Source organism: Streptomyces sp. NPDC001157 (assembly GCF_053598255.1).
On record NZ_JBSFJW010000028.1, the window covers coordinates 79,361 to 102,363 of the forward strand.

The window sequence follows — 23,003 nt, forward strand, 5'->3', positions numbered from 1 at the left end:
CGCACGCCCGCGGCCCCTGCTCCCGGCACAATGGACCCGTGGACGAGCCGATACCCGTGACCCGAGACGTCGATCACGGCACCGCCAAGCTGATGCCCGACGTCGACCGGAAGCGGGCCTGGCTGCTGACGGTCGACGGGGCGCCGCAGTCGTACGTGGACCTGGACGAGCCGGCACACCTGGAGTTCGAGTACGCGCGACGGCTCGGGCACGTCCTGGACACCGTGGCGGAACCGGGCAGCCCGCTGGACGTGCTCCATCTCGGCGGGGGCGCGCTCACCCTGCCCCGGTACCTGGACGCGACCCGGCCCGGCTCACGACAGGACGTCGTCGAGGCGGACCGCGCCCTGCTGGAACTGGTCGTGGAACACCTGCCGCTCCCGGTCGGCTCGGCCGTCACCCTGCACACCGCCGACGCCCGCACCTGGCTGGAGGCGGCCCCCTCGGACTCGGCGGACGTGATCGTCGCCGATGTCTTCGGAGGCTCCCGCGTCCCGGCACACCTCACCTCCGTCGCCTACGCCCGCGAGGCCGCACGGGTGCTGCGCGACCGAGGCGTCTACCTGGCCAACCTCGCCGACGCAGCGCCCTTCGCCTTCCTCCGTTCCCAACTCGCCACCTTTGCCACGCAGTTCGAGGAGCTGGCGCTGATCGCCGAACCGGCCGTCCTGCGCGGGCGGCGCTTCGGGAACGCCGTACTCGTCGCCGCACACCACCCCGTCGACACGGCCGCCCTGACCAGGCTCACGGCAGCGGACGCCTTCCCGGCACGGGTCGAGTACGGGCCCGGAATCCACGACTTCATCGCGGGGGCGCGCCCGGTGCGGGACGAGGACGCCGTGCCATCACCCGAGCCTCCCGACGGGGCGTTCGGCATCGGCTGAACCGTCCGGGCACTCGGCATGCTCTCCACCACCGCCCGCGAGCGCGGCTCGTGATCTCTGGAACACCGCACGGATCTGGCCACTCGCGCCTACTCGTGGGTAACATTCCCGGCATGAGTGCAGACCAGATGTCCATCGGCGAGATGCTCGCCGCCACCGTGCCGATGGCCCGGACCCTGAACCTCGAGTTCCTGGAGACCACGCCGGAGAAGGCCGTGGTGGCCCTCCCGGACCAGGGCGAATACCACAACCATGTCGGTGGACCGCACGCCGGCGCGATGTTCACGCTCGGGGAGACCGCGAGCGGGACGATCGTGCTGGCCGCGTTCGGGGAACAGCTCGCGCGGGCCGTGCCGCTCGCCGTGCGCGCCGAGATCGCATACAAGAAGCTCGCGATGGGGGCTGTCACCGCCACGGCGACGCTCGGTCGCCCGGTCGCCGACGTCGTCGCGGAGCTGGACGCGGGGCAGCGCCCCGAGTTCCCGGTGTCGATCGAGATCCGGCGCGCCGACGGAGCCGTCACCGGTGAGATGACCGTCGTGTGGACGCTGCGTCCCAACGGCTGAGCAGCAGCTGCACACCGGGCCCGGGCGTGAATCCCCCCGGGCCTTCTGTGTGTCTTCAAGGTGTCTTCAGGCCGCGAGACACCGCCGCTCGGAGCCGGTGCCGCCCTCCAGGCCCGCGACGAACTCCTTGAGCCAGGCGGTGAATTCGGCGCCGAGATCGTCGCGATCGCAGGCGAGGCGGACCACGGTGCGCAGGTAGTCGGCCTTGTCGCCGGTGTCGTAGCGCAGACCGTCGAAGACGACGCCGTGCACCGTGCCGCCCGTGGCCAGTTCCTGCAGGGCGTCGGTGAGCTGGATCTCGCCGCCGCGGCCGGGCGGGGTGCGCTCCAGGGTGTCGAAGACGGCCGGGTCGAGGACGTAGCGGCCGATCACCGCATAGCTGCTGGGTGCGTCCTGGGGGGAGGGCTTCTCGACCAGGCCGGTGACGCGGACCACGCCGTCCTCGCCGGTCGCCTCGACGGCGGCGCAGCCGTAGAGGTGGATCTGCTCCGGTGGTACCTCCATGAGGGCGATGACGCTGCCCGCGTGCCGGTCGCGGACGTCGAGCATGCGGCTGAGGAGGGTCTCCCGGGGGTCGATCAGGTCGTCGCCGAGCAGGACGGCGAAGGGCAGGTCGCCGACATGGCGGCGGGCGCACAGCACGGCGTGGCCGAGGCCGAGGGGCTCGCCCTGGCGGATGTGGTGGATGTCGGCCAGGCGGGCGGGATCGCGCACGGCGTCCAGACGTACCGCGTCGCCCTTGACGGCGAGGGCCTGCTCCAGTTCGAAGGCGTTGTCGAAGTGGTCCTCGATGGCGCGCTTGTGGCGTCCGGTGACCATGAGGACGTCGTCGAGCCCGGCCGCGGCGGCCTCCTCGACGACGTACTGGATGGCCGGCTTGTCGACGACCGGCAGCATCTCCTTCGGGGTCGCCTTGGTCGCGGGCAGGAAACGGGTGCCGAGGCCGGCGGCAGGGATCACGGCCTTGGTGACCGCGCGAGTGGAAGTGGTGTGGGGGACGATCATGCGGCCGATGCTGGCGCACGTGGATGAGAGCCCCCAGAGAGAAACGTGGGATCCCGCTGTGGGATGGCCCGGCAGTGGAGGTTTCGTGTACCAAGCGCCCGGGGTGCACACAACTCGCCAGCCGCCCTGCGGTTGTTTCGCATGCCGGTGCGGATACCGCCGGTAACTTATTTGAAGTTGCCGTGTTTTGAACTTTCGTCACTCGAACTCCTTGTTTCCTGTAAGTCAATTGTGCGAAAGTGAACGGCCCTGTAGCGGTCCCAGAACCTGACCCGACATAGGTATGCACCAAAGAGGCGCCTGCTTTCCGATGGACGCGAAATCCGCCTACCGTCCTGCGGCTTGGAAGGAAATGGTTCAGTGCAATCCCCCTACCCCCCACGACCGCCGTACCCGCCGCGTCCCGGATCGGGGCCCGCCGAGTCCGACCGCAACCTCATCGCACAGCTGGCCCCGGGTGCCGCGAGTGCCCGTGCGGGTGCGCTGCTGCTGGCGCGGCACTGGCGGGCCACGTACGACTACGCAGTCATCTGCCTTGCCTCCGGGGAGAGTCCGGCATCCATGGCCGCGGCCGCCGCGTTCCACCGGGTACTTGGCCGGCCGGGCGGCGGCGCCCTGCGGCCGCAACTCCTCATGGCCGTACGGGACACCGTCAAGGAGTGGGCCGCGGACGACGGTATTTCCGCTCTCCTGCCGGAACTCCGCAAAACGACCGGCGGGCGCGGACTGCGGGCAGCGCGGTCCGCGACGCCCGAAAGACGGCAAATCGCCGAGCGGGCATTCCGGGCCCTTCCGGGGGCCTCGCAATGCCTGCTGTGGCACTCGGAGGTCGAGGCCGAACCCATAACCGTACCGGCTGGTCTGCTGGGGGTGGACGCACCCACCGCCTCGGCCGCACTGGAGCAGGCGCGCGAGCAATTCCGAGTGGGCTGTGTGCGCGCCCACCGGGAACTCGCACCCGGCAAGGAATGCCGCTTCTACAACCGCCTCCTCGACGTCCCGATACGCCGCGGCGGTGCCCTGCTCCCGGATGTCCAGCAGCATCTGATGAACTGCCGGTACTGCCGTCACGCCGCCGAACAGCTCAGTCATTTCGAGGAAGGCCTGGAGGTGCTGCTCGCGGAGACCGTGCTCGGCTGGGGCGCCCGGCGCTATCTCGACTCCCGCCCCGGCCGCGGCGGAGACCTGACGCTCACGCCCGGGCGCGGCAACGCGCGTCCCGGCGGCGGGCGTCACCGACCCGACTCGCCGCGCAAGCACACCAAGGCCGTCGTCGTGGGTGTCGGTCTGACGACGCTCGCCCTGCTCGCCACGGTTCTGGTCAGCAAGGGCTGGTCCGACGACAACGCTGTCCGCGACTCCGGCGCCACTTGGGGAGCGCCCAGCAGCAGCACTCTGCACCCCTCGCCCCCCGCGGGCGACACCTCGTCGGGCGGCTCCGCGTCGCCCGCCTCGGCGGGGCAGCCCGTCGAGGTCGGACGCGGCAGGCTTCGCAACCCGAAGGCCGGACTCTGCCTCGACGTCGAGGGCGGCAGGCCCAGGCCCGGTGCCGCGGCCGTACTGGCGGCCTGCTCCGCCGCCGGGTCGCAGCAGTGGTCGTACCAGGACGACGGTCTGCTGCGCAGCGACACCGACCCCACCCTGTGCCTCGACTCCGACGCCGACAACAACTCGGTGACCCTGGCCGACTGCGTGGCGCACGCGGGCGAGGTGCGCTACGACCTCACGGTCCGCGGGGAGCTCCTGCTGCGCGGCGGAAAGGGACTGCTCGTCGCCCCGGGCAGGCGGACGGAGGTCGTCGTCACCGCACGGGACGGTTCCGGTGGGCAGCGGTGGACACTTGAAGTCGGCCCCGACGACACCGACCGCACGCAGAAGCGGGAGGGATCGCAGGACAGTGGTCGCCCCGCGGGTCGGGAATCTCCCGGTCGCGCACCGAAGCCGCCCGGCTCCCGGGCCCCGGAGCGGACGGCCGGGGGCGAGCCCTACGAGGGGCAGTACGAGAAGCGGTTCGCCCAGGTCAACGACGAAACCCAACCCTCCGGGCCGCCGACGCCCCTTGACCGGGTGCGCACGCTACCGGCCGACGTGCTGGGCACGGTCGCCTTCGTCACGGACAGGGCCAAACAGCTCGAGAGCGCCCTGCACTGATCAAGGCGCATACAGAGACATGCAACTTGTCTGGGGTCATCCCGCCGGGGTGGCCCCAGCTTCGTTTCTTGTCGGCATCGGAGTGTTTCCTGTTCGCTTTATTGACACGAGTCACTGGCGGTCATAGTTTTCCCGCCGCGCCCACGGTGCCCTACGGGGTGTCAGGTCGGTCCTGAAGCAGACTGCGTTCAGATGCCGAAAGCAGTCCGGGCCGCCGGGCGTGCCTGCGGTTCACAACGTCGTGCCCGCACACCGAAGGAGTGACGGCCCATGACCGACACTGTCTCCCGGAGATCCGCACTGCGTCTGCTGGGCGGCGCGATCGCCGTCGCCACGGCGGCCACCAGCGGACTCACGCCCCCCGCGCACGCACTCGACAGACCAGAGGCGGGCGCCGGCGCCCGCGTCGAAGGTCTGATCGGCAAGCTCACCCTCGACGAGAAGATCTCCCTCCTGCACGGCGCCACCGACGCGAAGTCGCTCGGCCAGGCGGGCTATGTCCCGCCGGTCGAGCGCCTCGGCATCCCCCACCTCCGCCTCGCCGACGGCCCCGCCGGCGTCCGTGTCACCCGGCACGCCACCGCCCTGCCCGCCCCCGTCCTGCTGGCCTCCGCCTTCGACCCGGACCTGGCCCGACGCTACGGACAGGTCATCGGACGTGAGGGCCGCGCCCTGGGCCAGGACGTCCTGCTCTCCCCGATGGTCAACCTGATCCGCACCCCGTACGCGGGCCGCAACTTCGAGACCTTCAGCGAGGACCCGCTGCTCGCCTCCGGCATGGTCGCCGCCGAGATCGGGGGCATCCAGGGCGAGGGCCTCATCGCCACCGTCAAGCACTACGCGATGAACAACCAGGAGAAGGACCGCATGTCGATCGACGTGCGGATCGACGAGCAGACCATGCACGAGATCGAACTGCGCGGCTTCGAGGCGGCCGTCGGCGCCGGAGTCGGCGCCGTGATGGGCGCCTACAACAAGGTCAACGGCACGTTCTCCTGCGAGAGCAAGACCCTGCTCACGGACATCCTGCGCGACCGTTGGGGCTTCGACGGCTGGGTGATGACCGACTGGTTCGCCGCGCACAGCACCGTCGCCGCGATCGCCGCCGGCCTCGACATGGAGATGCCCGACGGCACCCACTTCGGTACGGCGCTCAAGTCGGCCGTGCAGAACGGCAGCGTGCCCGAGCGCCTTGTCGACCGTTCCGTACGCCGCATCCTCACCGTCATGGAGCGCTTCGGTCTCCTCGACGGCACCGCGCCACCGCGCCCGGACCGTGACGCACCGGCGGGTGCCGCCGTCGCCCTGGAGGTCGCCAAGGCCGGCGCGACTCTCCTGCACAACGATCACCACACCCTTCCCCTGGCCCGCGGCGGCACCGTCGCGGTGATCGGCCCGACCGGCACCCTTCCCTTCGTCAGCGGCGGCGGCAGCGCGCACGTCGTGCCGGACCACGCCGACAGCCCCATGGATGCCATCAAGTCCCGTGCGGGGAAGGTCACTTACTCCCTCGGTGAGGATCTGTTCGGCAAGGCGATCCCGGCGTCCGCGCTGAGCCCCGCCTTCGGCAGTGAGGGCCAGGGGGTCGACGCCGGCAAGGTGTGGACCTACGACGGGACGCTCACCGTCCCCGAGGCCGACGAGTGGACCTTCGTCCTGCACTTCTCGTCCGCGCCCACGGCCCGCCCCAAGGTCCTCCTCGACGGCACCGAACTGTTCCCGCAGGCCTCCGGATACGGCGAGTTCTTCACGGGCGGACTGGTCTCGGCCGCCCCCGACGGACTGTCGGTGCGCCGCAAGACCCTCAGCCTCGCCAAGGGCGCCCACACGCTGAAGATCACCGCGCAGGGAGGAGCCGACGGTCTGCTGTTCCGGCTGCGGCGCAGCACCGGCGCGACGCGCGCACAGGACGTCGCCGAGGCCGTCAAGGCCGCGCGCGCCGCCCGGGACGTGGTCCTGTTCGCCTACGAGGACGCCACCGAGGGCCTGGACCGCACCACGATCGCCCTCCCCGGCCACCAGCAGCAGCTGATCCAGGCCGTCACCGCGGCCAACCCGCGCACCACGGTCGTCCTCAACACCTCGTCCGCGACCTCGATGCCCTGGCTGCGGCGCACCGGCGCCGTGCTCCAGATGTACTACCCGGGCCAGGAGGGCGCGGCCGCCACCGCCGCAGTCCTGTACGGCGAGTGCGACCCCGGCGGCCGCCTCACCCAGTCCTTCCCGGTCGACGACGACCACCACCCGGTCGCCGGCGACCCGCGCCGCTACCCGGGCGTGGACGGCACCGAGGAGTACTCCGAAGGCATCCATGTCGGCTACCGCTGGTACGACGCCGAAGGAGTGCGGCCGCTGTTCCCCTTCGGGCACGGGCTGTCGTACACCTCCTTCTCGTACGAGGATCTGCGGGCCCGCCGCACGAAAGACGGCATCGAGGTCTCCTTCACCGTCCGCAACACCGGCCGGCGGGACGGCGTCGACGTGCCGCAGGTGTACGTCGGACCGTCGCCGGACCTCCGACTCGACCAGGCGGTACGGGTGTTGGGCGGCTACCGGCGGCTGACCCTGCGGGCGGGGGAACGGCGGCGGATCGCCGTGGAAGTCACCGCACGCACATTGTCCTCATGGGACCGGAAGCGTCACGATTGGGTACTTGGCACCGGCCGACGCACGGTATGGGTCGGTGCGTCCTCGCGTGATCTCCGGTTGCGTACGAACGTGGAGGTGGGCACGTGATACGACGCATCGTGATCGGCCTGACGGCCCTCGCGGCCGCCCTCGTCACACCCGTCCCGGCGGCGCAGGCCGCGCCGTCGGGCGGCGATCCGGTCATCCGCACCGAAGCGGGTCTGGTGCGCGGCGAAACCACCGCCGAGGGACGGCAGTTCCTCGGCATTCCGTACGCCGAGCCGCCGGTCGGGAAGCTCCGCTGGCGCGAGCCGCACGCCGTACGACCCTGGAAAGGAGTGCGTTCCGCCGCGGACTTCGGCAACAAGTGTGTACAGAACGCGAGTTGGGACCCCGGCTACGACAAGCCGTCGTACACGGAGGACTGTCTCGACCTCAATGTGTACGTCCCCGAAGGCTCCGCCCGGCGGCCGGTCCTGGTCTGGTTCCACGGGGGCGGACTGACCGCCGGCGCCGGTCAGGACGTCGTCCCCGACACCTTCGCGCGGCAGACCGGAACGGTCGTCGTGACCGTCAACTACCGCCTCGGCGCGATGGGCTTCCTCGCCACGTCCGGTCTCGACGGCGAGACGCACGACGGGGTCTCCGGCAACTTCGGCATGCTCGACCAGCAGGCCGCGCTGCGCTGGGTGCGGGCCGACATCGGACGCTTCGGCGGCGATCCGGGCCGCGTCACCATCGCGGGCGAGTCGGCGGGCGGCCGCTCGGTCTGCACCCAGCTGGCCTCACCGACGGCCAGGGGCCTGTTCCGCGCGGGCATCATCGAGAGTGGCGCCTACGACGACTGCACCGCCCGTACGCACCAGGACGCGGTGGCCCAGGGGGCCGACTTCGCCAAGAAACTCGGCTGCACCACCGTGGCCTGTCTGCGCGGCAAGTCCGCCCGCGACATCCTGGAGGCGCAGGGCGACTTCGACTGGAACCCGGTGGTCGGGGGCGCGTTCCTGCCCGTACAGCCCGAACAGGCCGTCGCGCGGGGAACCGCGGCCCGGGTGCCCGTGATCAACGGCTCGAACAAGGACGAGGGCCGGCTGTTCGCCTTCTCCAGCTTCGACCTGAACGGCACACCGCTCACCGCCGAGCAGTACCCGGGGGTCATGCGGAACGATTTCGGGGAGGCGGCGCTCCAGCGCTATCCGCTGTCGGCGTACCCGACGCCGACCATCGCGTACGCCACCGCACTGGGCGACGTCCTGTTCAGCTGCCCGGCGCTGCGGCTCGACGGGCTGCTCGCCACCCGCGGCCCGGTCTACTCGTACGAGTTCGCCGACCGCACCTCCCCGCCCTTCGCCTCCCTGCGCAACCTGCACACGGACTTCGACTTCGGCGCGACGCACGTCAACGAGGTCCAGTACCTCTTCAAGCACTTCGGCCTGGAGAGCCCGCTGAACGCCGAGCAGAAGGTGTTGTCGCGGGAGATGGTCCAGTACTGGGGGTCCTTCGTACGGGACGGTGTGCCGCGGGCCGCGGGGCAGCCCCCGATGCCCGCCGGCCCGGGCGTGGTCCTCTCCCTGAAGACCGCGTCCAAGGGGGGAAACACCCTGAGCACCACTGTCCATCAGGAACACCAGTGCGATCTGTGGGACGGCGCCTCGACGAGCTGACCCGGTAGGCTTCCCGGCGTGCGCCCCCGTGCGGCGCACGCCGGGAACACATGTACCAAAGGGTTACGAATCGGGAGGGACCGGCGTTGCACGTCCAGGAGTGGCTCGACACGGTGCCCGCGGCAGCCGTCTACGCCGTGGTGGCACTGGTCATCGGTCTGGAGAGCCTGGGCGTCCCGCTGCCGGGCGAGATCGTCCTGGTCTCGGCCGCCCTGCTCTCCTCCCAGCACTCCGCCGTCAACCCGATCGTGCTCGGCGCGTGCGCGACGGCCGGTGCCGTGGTCGGCGACTCCATCGGCTACGCCATCGGCCGCAAGGGCGGCCGCCCGCTGCTCGCCTGGCTGGGCAGGAAGTTCCCGAGGCACTTCAGCGAGGGCCATGTCGCCACCGCCGAGAAGTCCTTCGAGAAGTGGGGCATGTGGGCCGTCTTCTTCGGCCGCTTCATCGCCCTCCTGCGCATCTTCGCCGGCCCCCTCGCGGGCGTCCTCCACATGCCGTACTGGAAGTTCCTGACCGCCAACGTCCTCGGCGGCATCTGCTGGGCGGGCGGCACGACAGCGGTCATCTACTACGTGGGCGTGGTCGCCGAGGACTGGCTGAAGAGGTTCTCGTATCTGGGTCTGGTGGCCGCGGTGCTCATCGGTCTCACGTCGATGCTGGTCATCAGGCGCAAGGCCAAGAAGGCGCAGGGCGCGCGTCAGGAAGAGGTCGAGGTGAGCGCCCCCTGAGGGGCGCGGGGCTGTGTTCGACATGCGGCTCCGCCGGGGGGGCGACAAGCTCCCACCGACCAGCCCTATGACTGATGGATCTCCCTGTGTGATGTGGCAAGCTCCGCATACAAGGTGCCGTTCAGCGTCACCCCTTGAAGCTCCTCCTCCGTAAGCTCCCGCTTCACCTTCGCCGGCACCCCCGCCACCAACGACCCCGGCGGCACCTGCATCCCCTGCGGCACCAGAGCCTGCGCGGCCACCAGCGACCCGGCCCCGATCACAGCCCCATTCAGCACGGTCGCCCCCATGCCGATCAAACAGTCGTCCCCGACGGTCGCCCCGTGCACCACCGCGTTGTGCCCCACGGACACCCGCTCGCCGATGCTGACGGGAAACCCCGGGTCGGCATGGAGCGTGCAGTTGTCCTGGATATTGGCCTGAGCTCCGACGGAGATCCGCTCGACGTCCCCCCGCAGCACCGCCCCGTACCAGACGCTCGCCCCCGCCTCGAGCGTCACGTCCCCGATCACGGACGCCGTGGGCGCCACGAAGGCCTCCCCGTCGATCTTCGGTTCCCGACCGCCGATACCCGTGATCAACGCCTTGTGCGTCATCGCCCTCTCCTCGTCGTCGACACAGAACGCACGGTAGGTGATGAGCGCTTGGCGTCGGGCGCCGGGGCCGCGCGTCACGAGCTGCGGACCCTCGTTCGACCGCACGGTGCAGGCCGCTCGTCAGAACCGGTGGTACCGCACGGCGCTGGCCATCACGACGTCCTGGAGCGAGGCGCGGCGTCGGCTGAAGGGAATCCAGAGCAGGCCCACGGGGAGAGCGATGCACAGCACGGCACGCAGCAGCGCGCGGAGGATGCCGAGCAGCCGCCCGGTGCGGCCGGTGACCCGCAGGCCCAGCAGCCAGTCGCCGAGGGTGCCACCGGTCGATGCCCAGCTCACGCCCAGATAGAGCACGGCGACAGCCCAGCCGAGCACCCCCGTCTGCCAGGCGGACAGGTCGGGCATGCGGAACGGCGGCCCGGCCACGAGCAGCCTCAGACCGCCGTACGCGAACTGCAGGGCGAGCCCGATGCCCGCCACCACGATCACGTCGACCAGCGCCGCGAGGCACCGCGACACCACTCCCGCGGTGTCGCTCCCGGAGCCCGGGTCCCCCTGTGTCACGGTGGCTGCCCGTGCCCGTCGGAGTGTGCCGGAGCAACGCCGGGTCTGTGCAGCAGCCGGTCGGCGACGCGGTTCACCATCCGGTCCGCCCTCATGCTGCGCAGCCGCAGCGCGTCCACCGTCTCCTCGGCCATCCCGCCGCTGGTGTCCCGGACGATCCGACCCAGGTCGATCTCCTCCAGCACCGCCCTGGTGAGCGAGACCAGGTCGACCCTGGCGATCACGGCGTCGACATCGAGCCGGCCGGCGATCCGGTCGACGTCGATGCGTGCCGCGATCCGGTCCAGGTCCAGCCGGGCCGCGATCTCGTCCGCATCCACCCGGGCCGCCACCCGGTTCACATCCAAGCGGTCGGCGATACGGTCCACGTCGACCCGGTCCGCGATCAGGTCGATGTCGACCCGGCGCACGACCCGCATCACGTCCACCCGGTCGGCGATCCGGTCGACGTCGATACGGCCCGCCAAGCCGTCGAGGTCGAGCCGGTCCACCACGGCAGTCGCACCCGCGCGGACCAGACGGTCGACGACCGGGCCGGCGGTCTCCAGCGCATATCGCGTCAGCCGTCCGGCGACGTCGAAGGGATCCACCAAGCTGCGCCAGCTCATCCCACCATCGCACCACAGCCCAGGCGCCTTCGCCTCATCCGTCACGGGTGATCCGCGCACCCTCGGGTGGGGTGAAGATCACAGCTTCCGCACCGCCTCGGCGCCCCGCACGCTGAGTACGGTGACTCCGTGCCGAAGAGCAAGAACACGTTCTCATCCTGGCGGCGAAGCCTCGCCCAGCGCGCCGTCCACGCGGGCTGGGCCTGGGTGCAGCGCACGGGCTCGGTGACGGCCCAGCGCCCCGGCCGCTTCCGCTTCGGCTCGATCGGTGAAGCCACCCGGCTCGCCTTCCCGCTCGGCACCGTCTTCGGCGAGGCCTGGATCCATATCGGCTCCCACTGCATCGTCGGCGAGCAGGTCACCCTCACCGCGGGACTGATGCCCGACCTGGACCTCGGTCCCGACCCGATCCTGCGCATCGGCGACGGCGTCGTGCTGGGCCGCGGCAGCCACGTCATCGCCGACACCACGGTGACCATCGGCAGCGACTGCTACTTCGGGCCGTATGTGTATGTGACGTCCACGAACCACTCGTACGACGATCCGCACGAGCCCATCGGCAAGCAGTGGCCGCGCATGGAGCCCGTGGAGATCGGGCCGGGCTGCTGGATCGGCACCGGTGCGGTGATCCTGCCGGGTGCGCGGATCGGGCGGAACGTGGTCGTGGCCGCCGGGGCCGTGGTCCGGGGTGAGGTGCCCGACCATGCCGTGGTGGCGGGGGCACCCGCCCGCGTCGTACGCCGGTGGACGGCCGCCGAAGGCTGGCAGCCGCCGCTGAGGACGCCCGCGCCCGTGCCGATTCCCGACGGGATCACGCCCGACCAGCTGCGGGCCCTCTCGGAGCTGGACGAGGAGGCGGTGGCAAGGCTGGCCGAGCTGGAACCTGAGTCCTAGCCCGTCGCCAGGAGCAGCGTGCCCACTAGCGCGAGGCCCGCGCCCGCGGCCTGGATGCCGCGGAGGCGCTCGCTGAGGAAGCCGCGCGCGGCGAGTGCGGTGACCACCGGGTAGAGCGAGGCGAGGACGGCGGCGACGGTGATGGGGCCGTGCTGGGCGGCGACCGAGTACGTGCCGTTCGCGGCGACGTCCGCGAGGCCGACGAAGGCCAGGGCCGGGAGGGACGCCCAGGGGAAGCCGCCGGGCGGGAGGGCCTCGCCACCCCGCTTCACGGAGGCGTAGAGCGCGATGCCGCCCGCGGCCACGTTCGTCAGGCGCTGGACGAAGAGGGCGAGGAAGAGGCCGGTCACGGTCGTGGACGCTTCGGTGATCAGGGCGAAGACCGTGCCGAAGCCGAGGGCCGCGACGAGGGTGAGCACGATGGCCTGACGCTGCACCGGTGCGCCCTTCAGCTGCGGTCCGCCGGCGAGAACGACGCCGGTGACCGCGACCGCGATGCCCGCGACCTGCGTCAGGCCGGGACGTTCGCCGAGGAAGAGGCCCACGCTCACCGGGACCGCCACGCTCAGGGTCGCGAGCGGGGAGACGACGCCCATCGGGCCCAGCGCGAGGGCCTTGTAGAAGGAGAACAGGGCGACCGGGCCCACCAGCCCGGCGGCGAAGGCGAACCACAGCCGGGGACCCGCCTCGCTGAAGCCACCCGTGGTCAGCACGATCGCCCCCAGCACGGCCGCGGCGATCCCCTGCGAGACGACGACCACCGTGAGCGCCGGCGTGCGCCGAGTCAGCAGTCCGCCGCCGAAGTCGGCAAGGCCCCAGAGCAGGCTGGTGGCCAGGGCGAAGAATGCTGTCACGGGTCGCCTCGCAGTACAGTTCGGTGAACGATCGGGTGCACACCACCGTAGTTCAGTACAATGAACTCTGCCATCCAGAATATTGACCTCGGTATGTGGATATTGGACGGAACGTGTCGGACCTCGATCTGCTGACCCAGTCCCTGGCCCGCAACGTCAAGCGCTGGCGAGGCGAGCGGGGCTTCACCCTGGACGCGCTCGCCGCCCGCGCCGGGGTCAGCCGCGGCATGCTCATCCAGATCGAGCAGGCCCGCACCAACCCGAGCATCGGCACCGTCGTCAAGATCGGCGACGCGCTCGGCGTCAGTGTCACCACTCTGCTCGACTATGAGCAGGGGCCGAAGGTGCGCGTGGTCCCGGCCGATCAGGTGGTACGGCTGTGGCACACCGACGCGGGAAGTTACAGCCGGCTGCTCGCCGGCACCGAGGCGCCGGGCCCGCTGGAGATGTGGGACTGGCGGCTGATGCCGGGCGACAGCAGCGCCTCCGACCCGCACCCCACGGGCACGGTGGAGATCGCCCATGTGACGGCGGGTGAGCTGACCCTCACGGTGGAGGGCGCGGAGTACCGCGTCCCGGCCGGCGCCAGCGTCACCTTCGAGGCCAACGCCCCGCACAGCTACGGCAACCAGGGCGATGTGCCGATGGAGCTCGTGCTGGCGGTCTCCGTCCCGCCCGTGCGCTGAGGCGGCCCGGGACGTCCTGTTAACGTGCGGCCATGCGCCCACCCATCGGACACTTCGACATCGCGATCCCTGCCCCCGACGCCCTCGACGAACTGACCCGCCCGGTCGCCGAAGCCGTACGCCACTGGAGCGGCAGCGTCCCCGCAGACCAGATCGTCTACGTCGACACCGACCCGCAGTGGGCCGACACCGCCGTCTTCGTGGAGCACTACGGGCAGGAACTGCTGGAGCAGTCGGCGAACTGCGTGGTGGTGGCAGGCAAGCGCGGCGGCGAGACGACACTCGCCGCATGCCTCGTGCTCTCCACCACCCGGGTCGACGTCAACGGCGTCGTCCGCCGCCAACTCGGCTCCCGCAAGGCCTCGTTCGCGCCCATGGACACCGCGACGGCGGAGACCGGCATGGAGTACGGCGGCATCACCCCGATCGGACTCCCGGACGGCTGGCCGGTACTCGTGGACTCGGCTGTCGCCGATCTCTCCTACGTCCTGGTCGGTAGCGGGCGCCGGCGGGGGAAGCTGCTGGTGCCGGGGAAGGCGTTCGCGGAGCTGCCGGGGGCGGTGGTGCTGGAGGGACTGGGCGTCTGACGACGCCGCGCCCCTTCAGGGGCCTGCCGTTTGTCGTCTGCGGCATTCGTCGGGGCTGGTCGCGCCGTTCCCCGCGCCCCTTCAGGGCGCTCCGGAACCGCACCGTACTTTGCCGGGGTCGCCTAGCGCGTCGCGTGATGTGCCAAGGCCAGGTGGGGGTCCGCCTGCCCCGGTATCGGTGCCGGATCTGCGTGCACCAGGGCCGCCGTCAGTCTCGGTACGGCGTGCAGCAGCGCGTGTTCGGCCTCGACCGCGATGCCGTGCGCCGTACGTACCGTGGCCTCGCCGTCGACCACCACCGCCACCTCGGCGCGCAGCCGGTGACCGATCCAGCGCAGTCGCAGCTCACCGACCTCCCGCACACCCGGCACCTCCCGCAGCGCCCGCTCGGCCCGGTCCACCAGTTCGGGGTCGACGGCGTCCATCACCCGCCGGAACACCTCCCGGGCGGCGTCCCGCAGCACCAGCGCGATCGCCGCGGTGATCGCCAACCCCACGAGCGGATCGGCGAGTTGCCACCCCAGCGCCGAGCCGCCGGCGCCCAGCAGCACGGCCAGTGACGTGAACCCGTCCGTGCGGGCGTGCAGTCCGTCGGCGACCAGCGCGGCCGAACCGATCTCCCGGCCCACCCGGATCCGGTGGCGGGCCACCCACTCATTTCCGGCGAACCCGACCAGAGCGGCCACCGCCACCGCCGGTATGTGCGCGACGGGGCGCGGATCGAGCAGCCGGTCCACCGCCGCCCAGGCCGCGAAAGCCGCCGAGGCGGCGATCGTCAGCACGATCGCGATCCCGGCGAGGTCCTCGGCCCGGCCGTAGCCATACGTGAAGCGGCGCGTGGCCGCCCGCCGGCCCAGCACGAAGGCGATCCCGAGCGGTACGGCGGTCAGCGCGTCGGCGGCGTTGTGCACCGTGTCGCCGAGCAGGGCCACCGAACCGGACAGGACCACGACCACTGCCTGCACCACGGCCGTGGCCCCGAGGACGCCCAGCGATACCCACAGCGCACGCGTTCCGCGGGCCGAGGACTCCAGTGCGGAGTCGAGCTTGTCGGCGGTCTCGTGGGAGTGGGGGGTGAGGAGGTGGCCGAGGCGGTGCCTCAGTCCGGTGGGTTGGTGGTGGTGCGAGTGCCCATGGTGCCCGTGGTGGTCGTGGTGCTCGCCGTCGTGATGGTGGTGCCGGTCGCTCACGTGGGGCCCCTTCCGGTGCGCGGTGGTGGACGCGGGACGCCCACGGGACCATTATGTGCGTATGAGCGCACGCATGCACCTATCAACTGCGAAGGATGCGCACCCGCGCATCCCGGGCGAGGAACAGTTCGCACTCGCCGCCGAACTCCTCGCCCTGCTGGGCGACCGCACCCGCCTCGCGCTGCTGCATGCCCTGACCGGCGGCGAGGCCGACGTCACGACCCTCACGGAGGCGGGCGGGGCGGCCCGGCCCGCGGTCAGCCAGCACCTGGCGCGGCTGCGGCTGGCGGGTCTGGTGAACACGCGCAAGGAGGGCCGCAGGGTCATCTACTCGCTTCGCGACGGCCATCTGCGCCGGCTCGTGGACGAGGCGTTGAAGGTGGCGGACCACCGCCTCAGCGATCGGCCGCTGCACGACTGAGGATCACGGCGTTCAGGACGCGGAGCTCCTGCCGAGGTACTGCTCCGCGAACGCCGCCGCGGCAGCGGGGGATGCGAAGAGGCGGCGCAGCCGGGCCAGCGTCGTGCCTGCACGGTAGGCGTCGCCCGATGACGCGCCGTGGTACACCTCCGACAGCCACTGAGAGAACTCCTGGTAGTCCCACACCCGTCCGAGACAGGCCGCCGAGTAGCCGTCGAGGCCGCGCGCGTCGCCCTTGGTGAGATGGGCGACGAGCCCGTCGCCGAGCAGGAAGGCGTCGTGGAGGGCCAGGTTCATGCCTTTGGCCGCGATGGGCGCGGTGAGATGGGCTGCGTCCCCGGCCAGGAAGAGACGGCCGAACACCATGGGTTCGACCACGTGGTTGTGCATGTCGAGGACGCGCTTCTCGATCAGCCGCCCCTCCGTGAGCGGCGGCCGGTCGGCGGCGCCGAGCCGCTCCTGCAGTTCGGCCCAGACGCGGTCCTCCGGCCAGTTGCCCGGGGCGTCGCCGGGCGGGCACTCCAGGTAGTAGCGGGTGACCTCGGGGCTGCGGGCCATGTGCCCGGCGAAGCCGTTCGGATGGATGCCGAACACCACGCAGTCACTGGACGGCGGCGCCTCGGCCAGCAGCGCCAGCCAGCCGATGCCGTAGTCGTGCCGGGCGATCCGGGCCTGCTGCGGAAGCACGGTCCGGGTCACCCCGCGTGCTCCGTCGCAGCCCGCCACGAAGTCGCAGTGCACGAGCGTGCGCCGACCGGTCTCGGGGTCGAGGTACGACACCGCCGGGCGGTCCGTGTCCAGGCCGTGGAACTGCACGTCCCGCACGCCGAAGCGGATGGCGCCGCCGCGCACATCGGCGTACTCGCGCACCAGGTCCGTCACCAGCAGAGGCTGCGGATAGACGAAATGGTGATGCCCCGTCAGGTCGGTGTAGGAGAACCGGTGCCGCTGTCCCCCCACGCGGAACTCGCACTGGGTGTGCAGCTGCGCCCGCTCCAGCAGGTTCTCCGCGAGGCCCCGTTCCTGGAGTCCGCGCACGGCCCACTCCTCGAGCACACCGGCCCGTGGCCGCTGTTCGATGAACTCGCGTGTCTCCGTCTCCAGGACCAGGCAGTCGACCGACCCGGCCCGCAGGATGTTCCCGATGGTGAGACCGGCCGGCCCGGCGCCCACGATCACCACCGGAAAGCGCTGCGGGGAGGGGGAGTTGGGGTGGGGGGAGGAAGTCACCCGAGCAGTATGGCGGTTGATCACCTGTTCACGTGAACTCCCTGTGCTGCAAATCCTCTTGAGGATTACTTGAGGAAAGGCATTCTGCGGAAAACGGATCCTTTCTCGATGGTGGTCGTTTCTTTCCTTCGTCCATACCTATTCGCATTGGATTCATGATCCCAACCGCTGCTAGTGTCACGGGTGTTCAGTGATTTCGATTTCAAACGGGGAACCAATGATGAAGAACAAAGCAGGCAGTGCCCTTGTTGCACTCGCACTCGCGACCGGCCTCGGAGTCGCGGCCACCGGCACCGCCACCGCCTCCACCGTGACACCGAAGGACAACCCGGTCGTGTACCGGTGGAAGGTCACCCATGTCGGCGCGGGCTACCGTACGTACGGTGGCTGGAAGACCTGCGACGTCTTCAGCAAGTCGGGTACGACGCGTACGGTCGGCTGTTCGCTGTCGACCAGCGTCACCACGACCGTAAGCGGCACGCTTTCCGTCTCGGTCAAGGCCGTCTCCGCCGCCGTCGGCTACTCGGCGGCCAAGACCTACAGCGTCACCGCCAGTGAGAGCTACAGCGCCGCCAAGAACAAGTCGGGCAGGGTGCAGTGGCGTTCCGCCTACACCACCAACAAGGTGACCCAGAGCCGGTACGCATGCCTCGCGCACGGCACCGACACATGCACCGCCACGGGTGAGAAGCACACCGCCTACGCCCACAAGTTCATTGCTCCGAATTTCCGCCTCGTCTACGACCGGTGACCTGTCGCTGACCTGAGCAAGAAGAGACGGCGGTGGGCCCCGAACCGGGGGCCCACCGCCGTCTCGTGCATTCCAGGAGGAATGTGAGGGGGGTCAGTGCGTGGGCGCGTCCACGACCACGACCTCGTCGATGCTGCGCTGGATCGCCTCGGGGCGCAGGGCGACGGCCCGGGCCCAGTAGTAGATGCCCAGGGAGAAGGCGGCGACGATCAGGATGTCCCACCACAGCGGGATGTTGGCCTGGCCGCCGAAACCGCCCTGCCAGGAGATCACGCCCATGCCGACCAGGTAGACCGGCAGCCACTGGGCGGCCTTGAAGTCCAGCCGGGGCGCGTCCGGCAGGCCCTTGTTCTTGGCGTAGACGGCGTAACCGCCGAGGAGCACGTAGCCGAGGATGATCGCCACGCCGAGCCGCCACAGGATGTCCCAGGTGGCCCAGTAGATGATGAGGTTGGCCACCACGAAGGCCAGCGGGGAGATCACCTTGCCGCCGGGGAGACGGTAGGGGCGCTCGTGGTTCGGCAGCTTGTCGGCGAAGACGCCGTACGCCAGCGGTGCGCCCGCGTACATCAGGACGCTGGCCGAGGTGATGAAGCCGACCAGCTTCTGCCAACTCGGGAAGGGCAGGAAGCAGATGATGCCGGTCACGAAGGAGAGGATCAGACCGAACCACGGCACACCGCGGGCGTCGACCTTCTCGAACAGCTTCGGCGCGTAGCCGTTCTTGGAGAGGCCGAAGGAGACGCGGGAGGTGGCGGTCGTGTAGATCAGGCCGGTGCCCGCGGGGGAGACCACGGCGTCGAGGTACAGCACGACGCTCAGCCAACCCAGGCCCACCAGGGTGGTCAGGCCCGCCCAGGGGCCGTCGATGCCCGGGAAGTCGAGCTTGGCCCATCCGTGCGCGAACGTGCTGTGCGGCAGTGCGGCGATGAACACGATCTGGAGCAGGACGTAGATGGTCGCTCCGATCGCGACCGAGCCCAGGGTCGCGCGAGGTAGGTCGCGCTTGGGGTCACGGCTCTCGCCCGCCAGCTGGATCGCCTGTTCGAAGCCCAGCAGGGCGAAGATGATGCCGCTGGTGCTGATCGCGCTGAGCACGCCCTTCGCGCCGAACGGGGCGAAGCCCTCCGAAGTGAAGTTGCCCGGGTGGAAGTGGCCCACCGCGACGATGAAGATCGTGGCGAGCGGGACGGCGATCTTCCACCAGGTGGCCGCGCTGTTGGTGTGTGCGAGGACCTTCACGCCGAGGAAGTTGACCGCGACGAAGACGGCCATCAGGACGATCGCGACGATCAGGCCGCTGGTCGTCAGGGTACTGTCCGTGGGGCTGTGGTGCAGGTAGCCCTTTGCGAAGTCCCAGTGTCCGGCATAGCCGATCATGGCCTCGACCTCGATCGGGGCCACGGTGGCCGCCTGCAGCCAGGCGAACCAGCCGAACGACATGCCGGCCAGGCCGCCGAACGCGTAGTGCGGATAACGCGCCGTGCCGCCCGCCACCGGGAACATGCCGCCGAGCTCGGCATGCACGAGCGCGAGCAGGACGATTGCGACGGCGCCGATCATCCACGAAATGATCGCCGCCGGACCGGCCATGGTGACGGCGTTCTTGGCGCCGAACAGCCAGCCGGAGCCGATGATTGAACCCACGGACGCCCACATCAGACCGATCAGTCCGACGTCCCGCCGGAGGCCTGTTGAGCCTCCGGTGTCCTTCAGGGAGGTCTGTTCGACGCTCACCATATTTTCAGCGACCTCTCACGAGATGAATACATGTTTTCAGTCCATGCGACGTCGCAGATTAGGAAACACCAGGGGTCGAGCAGAAGGCTCATGGTGAAGTTTTGACCAACGCCCGGGAGCTTCCTGGACAGAGCTTCAGAGGCTGTGAAGGCAGCGGAAACCGCTGTGACCACTGGAACCGACCACGGAATGGGCAGTGGACGCGGCCATGCGTGAGCGGTCGCAGTGTGACCGGTGCCACATGTGGGAGTGTGTCGACCCAGCAGGATCAGCCGAGCAGCGGTATCTCGATGGCGGGGCAACGGTCCATCACCATGTCGAGGCCCGCCGCCCGCGTACGGTCGTACGCCGCCTCGTCGATCACGCCGAGCTGGAACCAGACGGCCCGGGCGCCCTTGGCGACCGCCTCGTCGGCGATCGGTCCGGCGAGGTGGCTGTTGACGAAGACATCGACGACGTCCACGTCGAAGGGGATGTCGGCGAGGGAGGCGTACCCCTGCTCGCCGTGCACCGTCTCCGCCTTGGGGTGGACGGGCACGATGCGCTTGCCGAAGCGCTGCAGCACCTGGGCGACGCCGTAGGCGGCACGGCCCCGGTTCGACGAGAGGCCGACCACGGCCCAGGTGTCGCCGGACTCGGTGAGGATCTTGCGGACCGTTGCCTCGTCGCCGTACACCGCGGCCTCCCTGCACCTCGTGGACTTGCCCTTCTGCCCGACAACGGCCAGGAGTGCATGATGATTCCCCGATTCCCCGGTCCCCCCCAAGCAGTCGCCCCTCGCGCCGAAGGGGCCCTGCGCCGTGGTCATCGTCGATGAGGAGCCCGGCCTGCGGGACTTCCTGCCGCACGTGGCGGACGCGAACGCCGTGCGCGGACAAGTGAGCCTCGCGCATGAGCGAAAGGTGGGGCCGAGTGGGGATGAGCTCTGTACGCGCGCGTACGTCACATCCGCGCGAGGGCAGCAGCACGCGCGCGTGCGTGTCACGCACCTGGTGGAATCCAGCCGCGGGATGCGGAATTCGCGCCGGATGCCTGCGCGCGGCCGTCCGCACGCCTACGCTCAGCCCGTGCTGCGCATCACCGACGCCCGAACCGGCGAGTCCGTCGACGCCGCCCCGGTCCGCCGGGGGCTGACCCGGGTCGAAGCCCATGTGCCGGATTTCCACACCGGCGCCCTGCGGGTGCTGCTGGTGGCCGACCTCCTGGTGCGGGCCCTGGAACTCGGCGGAACCCCGGTGTGGGGGGTGCTGACCGGTGAGCGGGGGCAGGCCGAGCTGCGGGCCGGGGCTGCCGCGCTCGGCATCCGGCCCTTTGAGGACCGGCGGGATGTCGGTCCAGGACTGGGCGAGGCCCAGGTCCTGCACGTCGTGGGGGAGGGCGGAGCGACACCCGAGGGCGTCCGGGTGGCCGTCGCCGCCGTCGACTCGGAGGCACCCGCCACCACGCGGGGCGCCGACCCGGCCGCCCTGCGGCTGGCCCTGCTCTCCCGGCACCGGAGCACACCCCTGCGGCTCGACGCGGCCGTCCTGACCGAGGCCCGCGAAACCCTCGCGCGCTGGCGCCGCGCGGTCGCCGCCTGGGCACAGCAGCCGTCCCGGCCGATCCCCGACGAGGCGCGCACACGCCTCCGTACCGCCTGGGAGGACGACTTGGACATCCCCTCCGTGCTCGGGGTGCTCACCTGGGTGGAGACGGAGCCCGAGCTGCCGGAGGGTGCCCGCTTCGAGACGTACGCCTACGCGGACCGGCTGCTCGGCCTCGATCTCACCCGCGACCTCGGATCCCCGGCGTGATCGCGCGCGCGGGAGTCGGCCCGCTGCGTCGCCTGGTGGTGCTGCGGCACGCCAAGTCGGCCTGGCCAGAGAAGGTCCCCGACCATGAACGCCCGCTCGCGCCACGCGGCCGCCGGGACGCGCCTGCCGCCGGCCGGGCCCTCGCCGAGGCCGACTGCCTGCCGGACCTGGCCCTGTGCTCCACCGCCGTACGCGCCCGGCAGACCTGGGAACTGGCCTCGGCCCAGTGGGGCACACCGCCACCGGTACGCCATGACCCGCGGCTGTACGCCGCCGACGTGGCCGACCTACTGACCGCCGTGCACGAGGTGTCCGGCGAGGTCGAGACGCTGCTCCTGGTCGGGCACAACCCCGGCCTGGAGGAACTCGTCCTGGAACTGGCCGGGGACAGCCTCGACGACGCCCTGGACGAGGTGCGGCTGAAGTTCCCGACCTCGGCGATCGCGATACTGGCCTGGCGCGGAACCGCCTGGGAGGCACTCGCCCCGGGCACGGCACTGCTGACGAGCATGCTCGTGCCGCGGGGCAAGAAGGACGGCAAGAAGAAGGACGGCGGCAAGCAGGACTGAGCCGGCGGGCCGCGCACCCCTCCGGGGCGGGCGAGCGCACGTGCGCCGCATAGGCTGACCGGATGCAGGACGAGTACCGCACGGTCGCCCACGCGGGCGTGCACGAGACCGAGGTCAACCGCTCCCGCTTCCTGTGCGCCCTGGCGCCGGCGGCCACCGAGCAGGAGGCCCAGGACTTCATCGCCGCCGTGCGCAAGGAGCACGCGGACGCCACCCACAACTGCTGGGCCTATGTCATCGGCGCCGATGCCTCCGTCCAGAAGGCGAGCGACGACGGCGAACCGGGCGGCACCGCGGGCGTCCCCATGCTGCAGATGCTGCTGCGCCGCGACATGCGGTACGTCGTCGCCGTCGTCACCCGCTACTACGGCGGCGTCAAGCTCGGCGCGGGCGGACTCATCAGGGCCTACGGCGGCGCGGTCGGCGAGGCCCTGGACGCCCTCGGCACCCTCACCCGCCGCAGATTCAGGCTGGCCACGGTGACCGTCGACCACCAGCGAGCCGGCAAGGTCCAGAACGACCTGCACTCGACGGGCCGCGAGGTACGCGACGTGCGCTACGGCGAGGCGGTCACCATCGAGGTCGGCCTGCCGGACTCCGACGTGGACGCCTTCCGGGCCTGGCTCGCCGACGTGACCGCCGGGACGGCCGGATTCGAACTGGGCGGGGAGGCCTACGGGGACGCGTGAGATTCGTTATGAAAAGGGCATAACGGACCGGTGTGGGACGGTTCATGACGGGCCGATACGGGAGTGACCGACCGTGATGTCACACCCGGCCGTTAGGGTCGGGGATCATGAGGCTGCTGCACAAATTTTCGGGGCGCTGCTTAACGTAGTTGCACGGTTTTCGCAAAGTGCCAGGTCAAGTGTGGTTCCGCTCATCCTCGCGGCG

At 70.6% G+C, this 23,003-nt stretch carries 23 protein-coding genes; 14 read left to right on the forward strand and 9 right to left on the reverse strand.

Annotated elements, in window-relative coordinates; translation table 11 throughout:
- Window positions 1-38 precede the first annotated feature (38 nt).
- Window positions 39-884: a spermidine synthase gene (locus ACWDAG_RS35320; RefSeq protein ID WP_450699627.1), complete on the forward strand. Its 846-nt coding sequence runs from the start codon at window positions 39-41 to the stop codon at window positions 882-884.
- A 113-nt stretch (window positions 885-997) separates the two neighbouring features.
- On the forward strand, window positions 998-1,450 hold the full coding sequence (locus tag ACWDAG_RS35325; protein WP_450699628.1) for a DUF4442 domain-containing protein: 453 nt from the start codon (window positions 998-1,000) through the stop codon (window positions 1,448-1,450).
- Between the two features lie 66 nt (window positions 1,451-1,516).
- Here ACWDAG_RS35325 and galU read toward each other — a convergent pair whose 3' ends face one another.
- Window positions 1,517-2,455 carry a UTP--glucose-1-phosphate uridylyltransferase GalU gene (gene galU, locus ACWDAG_RS35330; protein ID WP_450699629.1) on the reverse strand — a complete coding sequence of 313 codons (939 nt, stop codon included), beginning with the start codon at window positions 2,453-2,455 and terminating at the stop codon, window positions 1,517-1,519.
- Between the two features lie 360 nt (window positions 2,456-2,815).
- Between galU and ACWDAG_RS35335 the strand changes: the two genes are divergently transcribed.
- From ACWDAG_RS35335 to ACWDAG_RS35350, 4 genes are all read left to right on the forward strand, one after another.
- The gene (locus ACWDAG_RS35335; RefSeq protein WP_450699630.1) at window positions 2,816-4,606 is read left to right on the forward strand and encodes a ricin-type beta-trefoil lectin domain protein; all 1,791 of its coding nucleotides are present in this window, start codon (window positions 2,816-2,818) and stop codon (window positions 4,604-4,606) included.
- Between the two features lie 270 nt (window positions 4,607-4,876).
- Entirely contained in the window at window positions 4,877-7,342 is a 2,466-nt protein-coding gene (locus ACWDAG_RS35340; protein ID WP_450699631.1) for a beta-glucosidase, read from the forward strand.
- Window positions 7,339-8,898, forward strand: a complete 1,560-nt coding sequence (locus ACWDAG_RS35345; RefSeq protein WP_450699632.1) for a carboxylesterase/lipase family protein — start codon at window positions 7,339-7,341, stop codon at window positions 8,896-8,898. The genes ACWDAG_RS35340 and ACWDAG_RS35345 overlap by 4 nt, the downstream gene beginning before the upstream one ends.
- 86 nt (window positions 8,899-8,984) lie before the next feature.
- The gene (locus ACWDAG_RS35350) at window positions 8,985-9,626 is read left to right on the forward strand and encodes a DedA family protein (RefSeq protein WP_450699633.1); all 642 of its coding nucleotides are present in this window, start codon (window positions 8,985-8,987) and stop codon (window positions 9,624-9,626) included.
- A gap of 65 nt (window positions 9,627-9,691) precedes the next feature.
- Here the strand turns inward: ACWDAG_RS35350 and ACWDAG_RS35355 are convergent, their stop codons facing one another.
- The 3 genes from ACWDAG_RS35355 to ACWDAG_RS35365 form a co-directional block, all read right to left on the reverse strand.
- Window positions 9,692-10,222 carry a gamma carbonic anhydrase family protein gene (locus ACWDAG_RS35355; protein WP_450699634.1) on the reverse strand — a complete coding sequence of 177 codons (531 nt, stop codon included), beginning with the start codon at window positions 10,220-10,222 and terminating at the stop codon, window positions 9,692-9,694.
- A gap of 120 nt (window positions 10,223-10,342) precedes the next feature.
- On the reverse strand, window positions 10,343-10,786 hold the full coding sequence (locus ACWDAG_RS35360; RefSeq protein WP_450699635.1) for an RDD family protein: 444 nt from the start codon (window positions 10,784-10,786) through the stop codon (window positions 10,343-10,345).
- Complete coding sequence (locus ACWDAG_RS35365; protein WP_450699636.1) at window positions 10,783-11,394, reverse strand: hypothetical protein; 612 nt, start codon at window positions 11,392-11,394, stop codon at window positions 10,783-10,785. Before ACWDAG_RS35365 ends, ACWDAG_RS35360 begins: the two co-directional genes overlap by 4 nt.
- A gap of 129 nt (window positions 11,395-11,523) precedes the next feature.
- On the opposite strand from ACWDAG_RS35365, the gene ACWDAG_RS35370 reads away from it, so the two are divergent.
- Window positions 11,524-12,288 (forward strand): acyltransferase, encoded by a 765-nt coding sequence (locus ACWDAG_RS35370; RefSeq protein WP_450699637.1) that lies wholly within the window; start codon window positions 11,524-11,526, stop codon window positions 12,286-12,288.
- Here the strand turns inward: ACWDAG_RS35370 and ACWDAG_RS35375 are convergent.
- On the reverse strand, window positions 12,285-13,142 hold the full coding sequence (locus ACWDAG_RS35375) for an EamA family transporter (RefSeq protein ID WP_450699638.1): 858 nt from the start codon (window positions 13,140-13,142) through the stop codon (window positions 12,285-12,287). The two genes, ACWDAG_RS35370 and ACWDAG_RS35375, sit on opposite strands and share 4 nt — an antisense overlap.
- A 113-nt stretch (window positions 13,143-13,255) precedes the next feature.
- Here ACWDAG_RS35375 and ACWDAG_RS35380 point away from each other — a divergent pair, with 113 nt between their 5' ends.
- Window positions 13,256-13,828 carry a helix-turn-helix domain-containing protein gene (locus ACWDAG_RS35380; protein WP_450699639.1) on the forward strand — a complete coding sequence of 191 codons (573 nt, stop codon included), beginning with the start codon at window positions 13,256-13,258 and terminating at the stop codon, window positions 13,826-13,828.
- 32 nt (window positions 13,829-13,860) lie between these two features.
- Window positions 13,861-14,415 carry a YbaK/EbsC family protein gene (locus ACWDAG_RS35385; RefSeq protein ID WP_450699640.1) on the forward strand — a complete coding sequence of 185 codons (555 nt, stop codon included), beginning with the start codon at window positions 13,861-13,863 and terminating at the stop codon, window positions 14,413-14,415.
- Between the two features lie 122 nt (window positions 14,416-14,537).
- On the opposite strand, the gene ACWDAG_RS35390 is transcribed toward ACWDAG_RS35385, so the two are convergent.
- Entirely contained in the window at window positions 14,538-15,605 is a 1,068-nt protein-coding gene (locus ACWDAG_RS35390) for a cation diffusion facilitator family transporter (RefSeq protein ID WP_450699641.1), read from the reverse strand.
- Between the two features lie 61 nt (window positions 15,606-15,666).
- Between ACWDAG_RS35390 and ACWDAG_RS35395 the strand changes: the two genes are divergently transcribed.
- Complete coding sequence (locus ACWDAG_RS35395; RefSeq protein WP_450699642.1) at window positions 15,667-16,026, forward strand: ArsR/SmtB family transcription factor; 360 nt, start codon at window positions 15,667-15,669, stop codon at window positions 16,024-16,026.
- Between the two features lie 12 nt (window positions 16,027-16,038).
- On the opposite strand, the gene ACWDAG_RS35400 is transcribed toward ACWDAG_RS35395, so the two are convergent.
- Window positions 16,039-17,256, reverse strand: coding sequence for a 4-hydroxybenzoate 3-monooxygenase (locus ACWDAG_RS35400; RefSeq protein ID WP_450699643.1), 1,218 nt, complete (start codon window positions 17,254-17,256; stop codon window positions 16,039-16,041).
- 220 nt (window positions 17,257-17,476) lie between these two features.
- Here ACWDAG_RS35400 and ACWDAG_RS35405 point away from each other — a divergent pair, with 220 nt between their 5' ends.
- Window positions 17,477-18,007 (forward strand): hypothetical protein, encoded by a 531-nt coding sequence (locus ACWDAG_RS35405; RefSeq protein WP_450699644.1) that lies wholly within the window; start codon window positions 17,477-17,479, stop codon window positions 18,005-18,007.
- A 93-nt stretch (window positions 18,008-18,100) separates the two neighbouring features.
- Here the strand turns inward: ACWDAG_RS35405 and ACWDAG_RS35410 are convergent, their stop codons facing one another.
- On the reverse strand, window positions 18,101-19,747 hold the full coding sequence (locus ACWDAG_RS35410) for an APC family permease (protein ID WP_450699645.1): 1,647 nt from the start codon (window positions 19,745-19,747) through the stop codon (window positions 18,101-18,103).
- A gap of 268 nt (window positions 19,748-20,015) precedes the next feature.
- Window positions 20,016-20,423 carry a CoA-binding protein gene (locus ACWDAG_RS35415; protein WP_450699646.1) on the reverse strand — a complete coding sequence of 136 codons (408 nt, stop codon included), beginning with the start codon at window positions 20,421-20,423 and terminating at the stop codon, window positions 20,016-20,018.
- 352 nt (window positions 20,424-20,775) lie between these two features.
- Here ACWDAG_RS35415 and ACWDAG_RS35420 point away from each other — a divergent pair, with 352 nt between their 5' ends.
- The 3 genes from ACWDAG_RS35420 to ACWDAG_RS35430 all read left to right on the forward strand — a co-directional run bounded on the left by ACWDAG_RS35420 (window position 20,776) and on the right by ACWDAG_RS35430 (window position 22,798).
- Window positions 20,776-21,540, forward strand: a complete 765-nt coding sequence (locus ACWDAG_RS35420; RefSeq protein ID WP_450699647.1) for a hypothetical protein — start codon at window positions 20,776-20,778, stop codon at window positions 21,538-21,540.
- Complete coding sequence (locus ACWDAG_RS35425; protein ID WP_450699648.1) at window positions 21,537-22,109, forward strand: SixA phosphatase family protein; 573 nt, start codon at window positions 21,537-21,539, stop codon at window positions 22,107-22,109. The genes ACWDAG_RS35420 and ACWDAG_RS35425 overlap by 4 nt, the downstream gene beginning before the upstream one ends.
- A 62-nt stretch (window positions 22,110-22,171) precedes the next feature.
- Entirely contained in the window at window positions 22,172-22,798 is a 627-nt protein-coding gene (locus tag ACWDAG_RS35430; protein WP_450699649.1) for a YigZ family protein, read from the forward strand.
- The last annotated feature ends 205 nt before the right edge of the window (window positions 22,799-23,003 follow it).

Excerpts from the sequence above, each read along its gene's own strand:
- ACWDAG_RS35420 (WP_450699647.1), top strand. The coding sequence starts at position 20,776 with ATGCCTGCGCGCGGCCGTCCGCACGCCTACGCTCAGCCCGTGCTGCGC.
- ACWDAG_RS35410 (WP_450699645.1), bottom strand. The coding sequence starts at position 19,747 with ATGGTGAGCGTCGAACAGACCTCCCTGAAGGACACCGGAGGCTCAACA.
- ACWDAG_RS35355 (WP_450699634.1), bottom strand. The coding sequence starts at position 10,222 with ATGACGCACAAGGCGTTGATCACGGGTATCGGCGGTCGGGAACCGAAG.
- ACWDAG_RS35395 (WP_450699642.1), top strand. The coding sequence starts at position 15,667 with ATGAGCGCACGCATGCACCTATCAACTGCGAAGGATGCGCACCCGCGC.
- ACWDAG_RS35385 (WP_450699640.1), top strand. The coding sequence starts at position 13,861 with ATGCGCCCACCCATCGGACACTTCGACATCGCGATCCCTGCCCCCGAC.
- ACWDAG_RS35365 (WP_450699636.1), bottom strand. The coding sequence starts at position 11,394 with ATGAGCTGGCGCAGCTTGGTGGATCCCTTCGACGTCGCCGGACGGCTG.
- ACWDAG_RS35325 (WP_450699628.1), top strand. The coding sequence starts at position 998 with ATGAGTGCAGACCAGATGTCCATCGGCGAGATGCTCGCCGCCACCGTG.
- ACWDAG_RS35340 (WP_450699631.1), top strand. The coding sequence starts at position 4,877 with ATGACCGACACTGTCTCCCGGAGATCCGCACTGCGTCTGCTGGGCGGC.
- ACWDAG_RS35430 (WP_450699649.1), top strand. The coding sequence starts at position 22,172 with ATGCAGGACGAGTACCGCACGGTCGCCCACGCGGGCGTGCACGAGACC.
- galU (WP_450699629.1), bottom strand. The coding sequence starts at position 2,455 with ATGATCGTCCCCCACACCACTTCCACTCGCGCGGTCACCAAGGCCGTG.
- ACWDAG_RS35405 (WP_450699644.1), top strand. The coding sequence starts at position 17,477 with ATGAAGAACAAAGCAGGCAGTGCCCTTGTTGCACTCGCACTCGCGACC.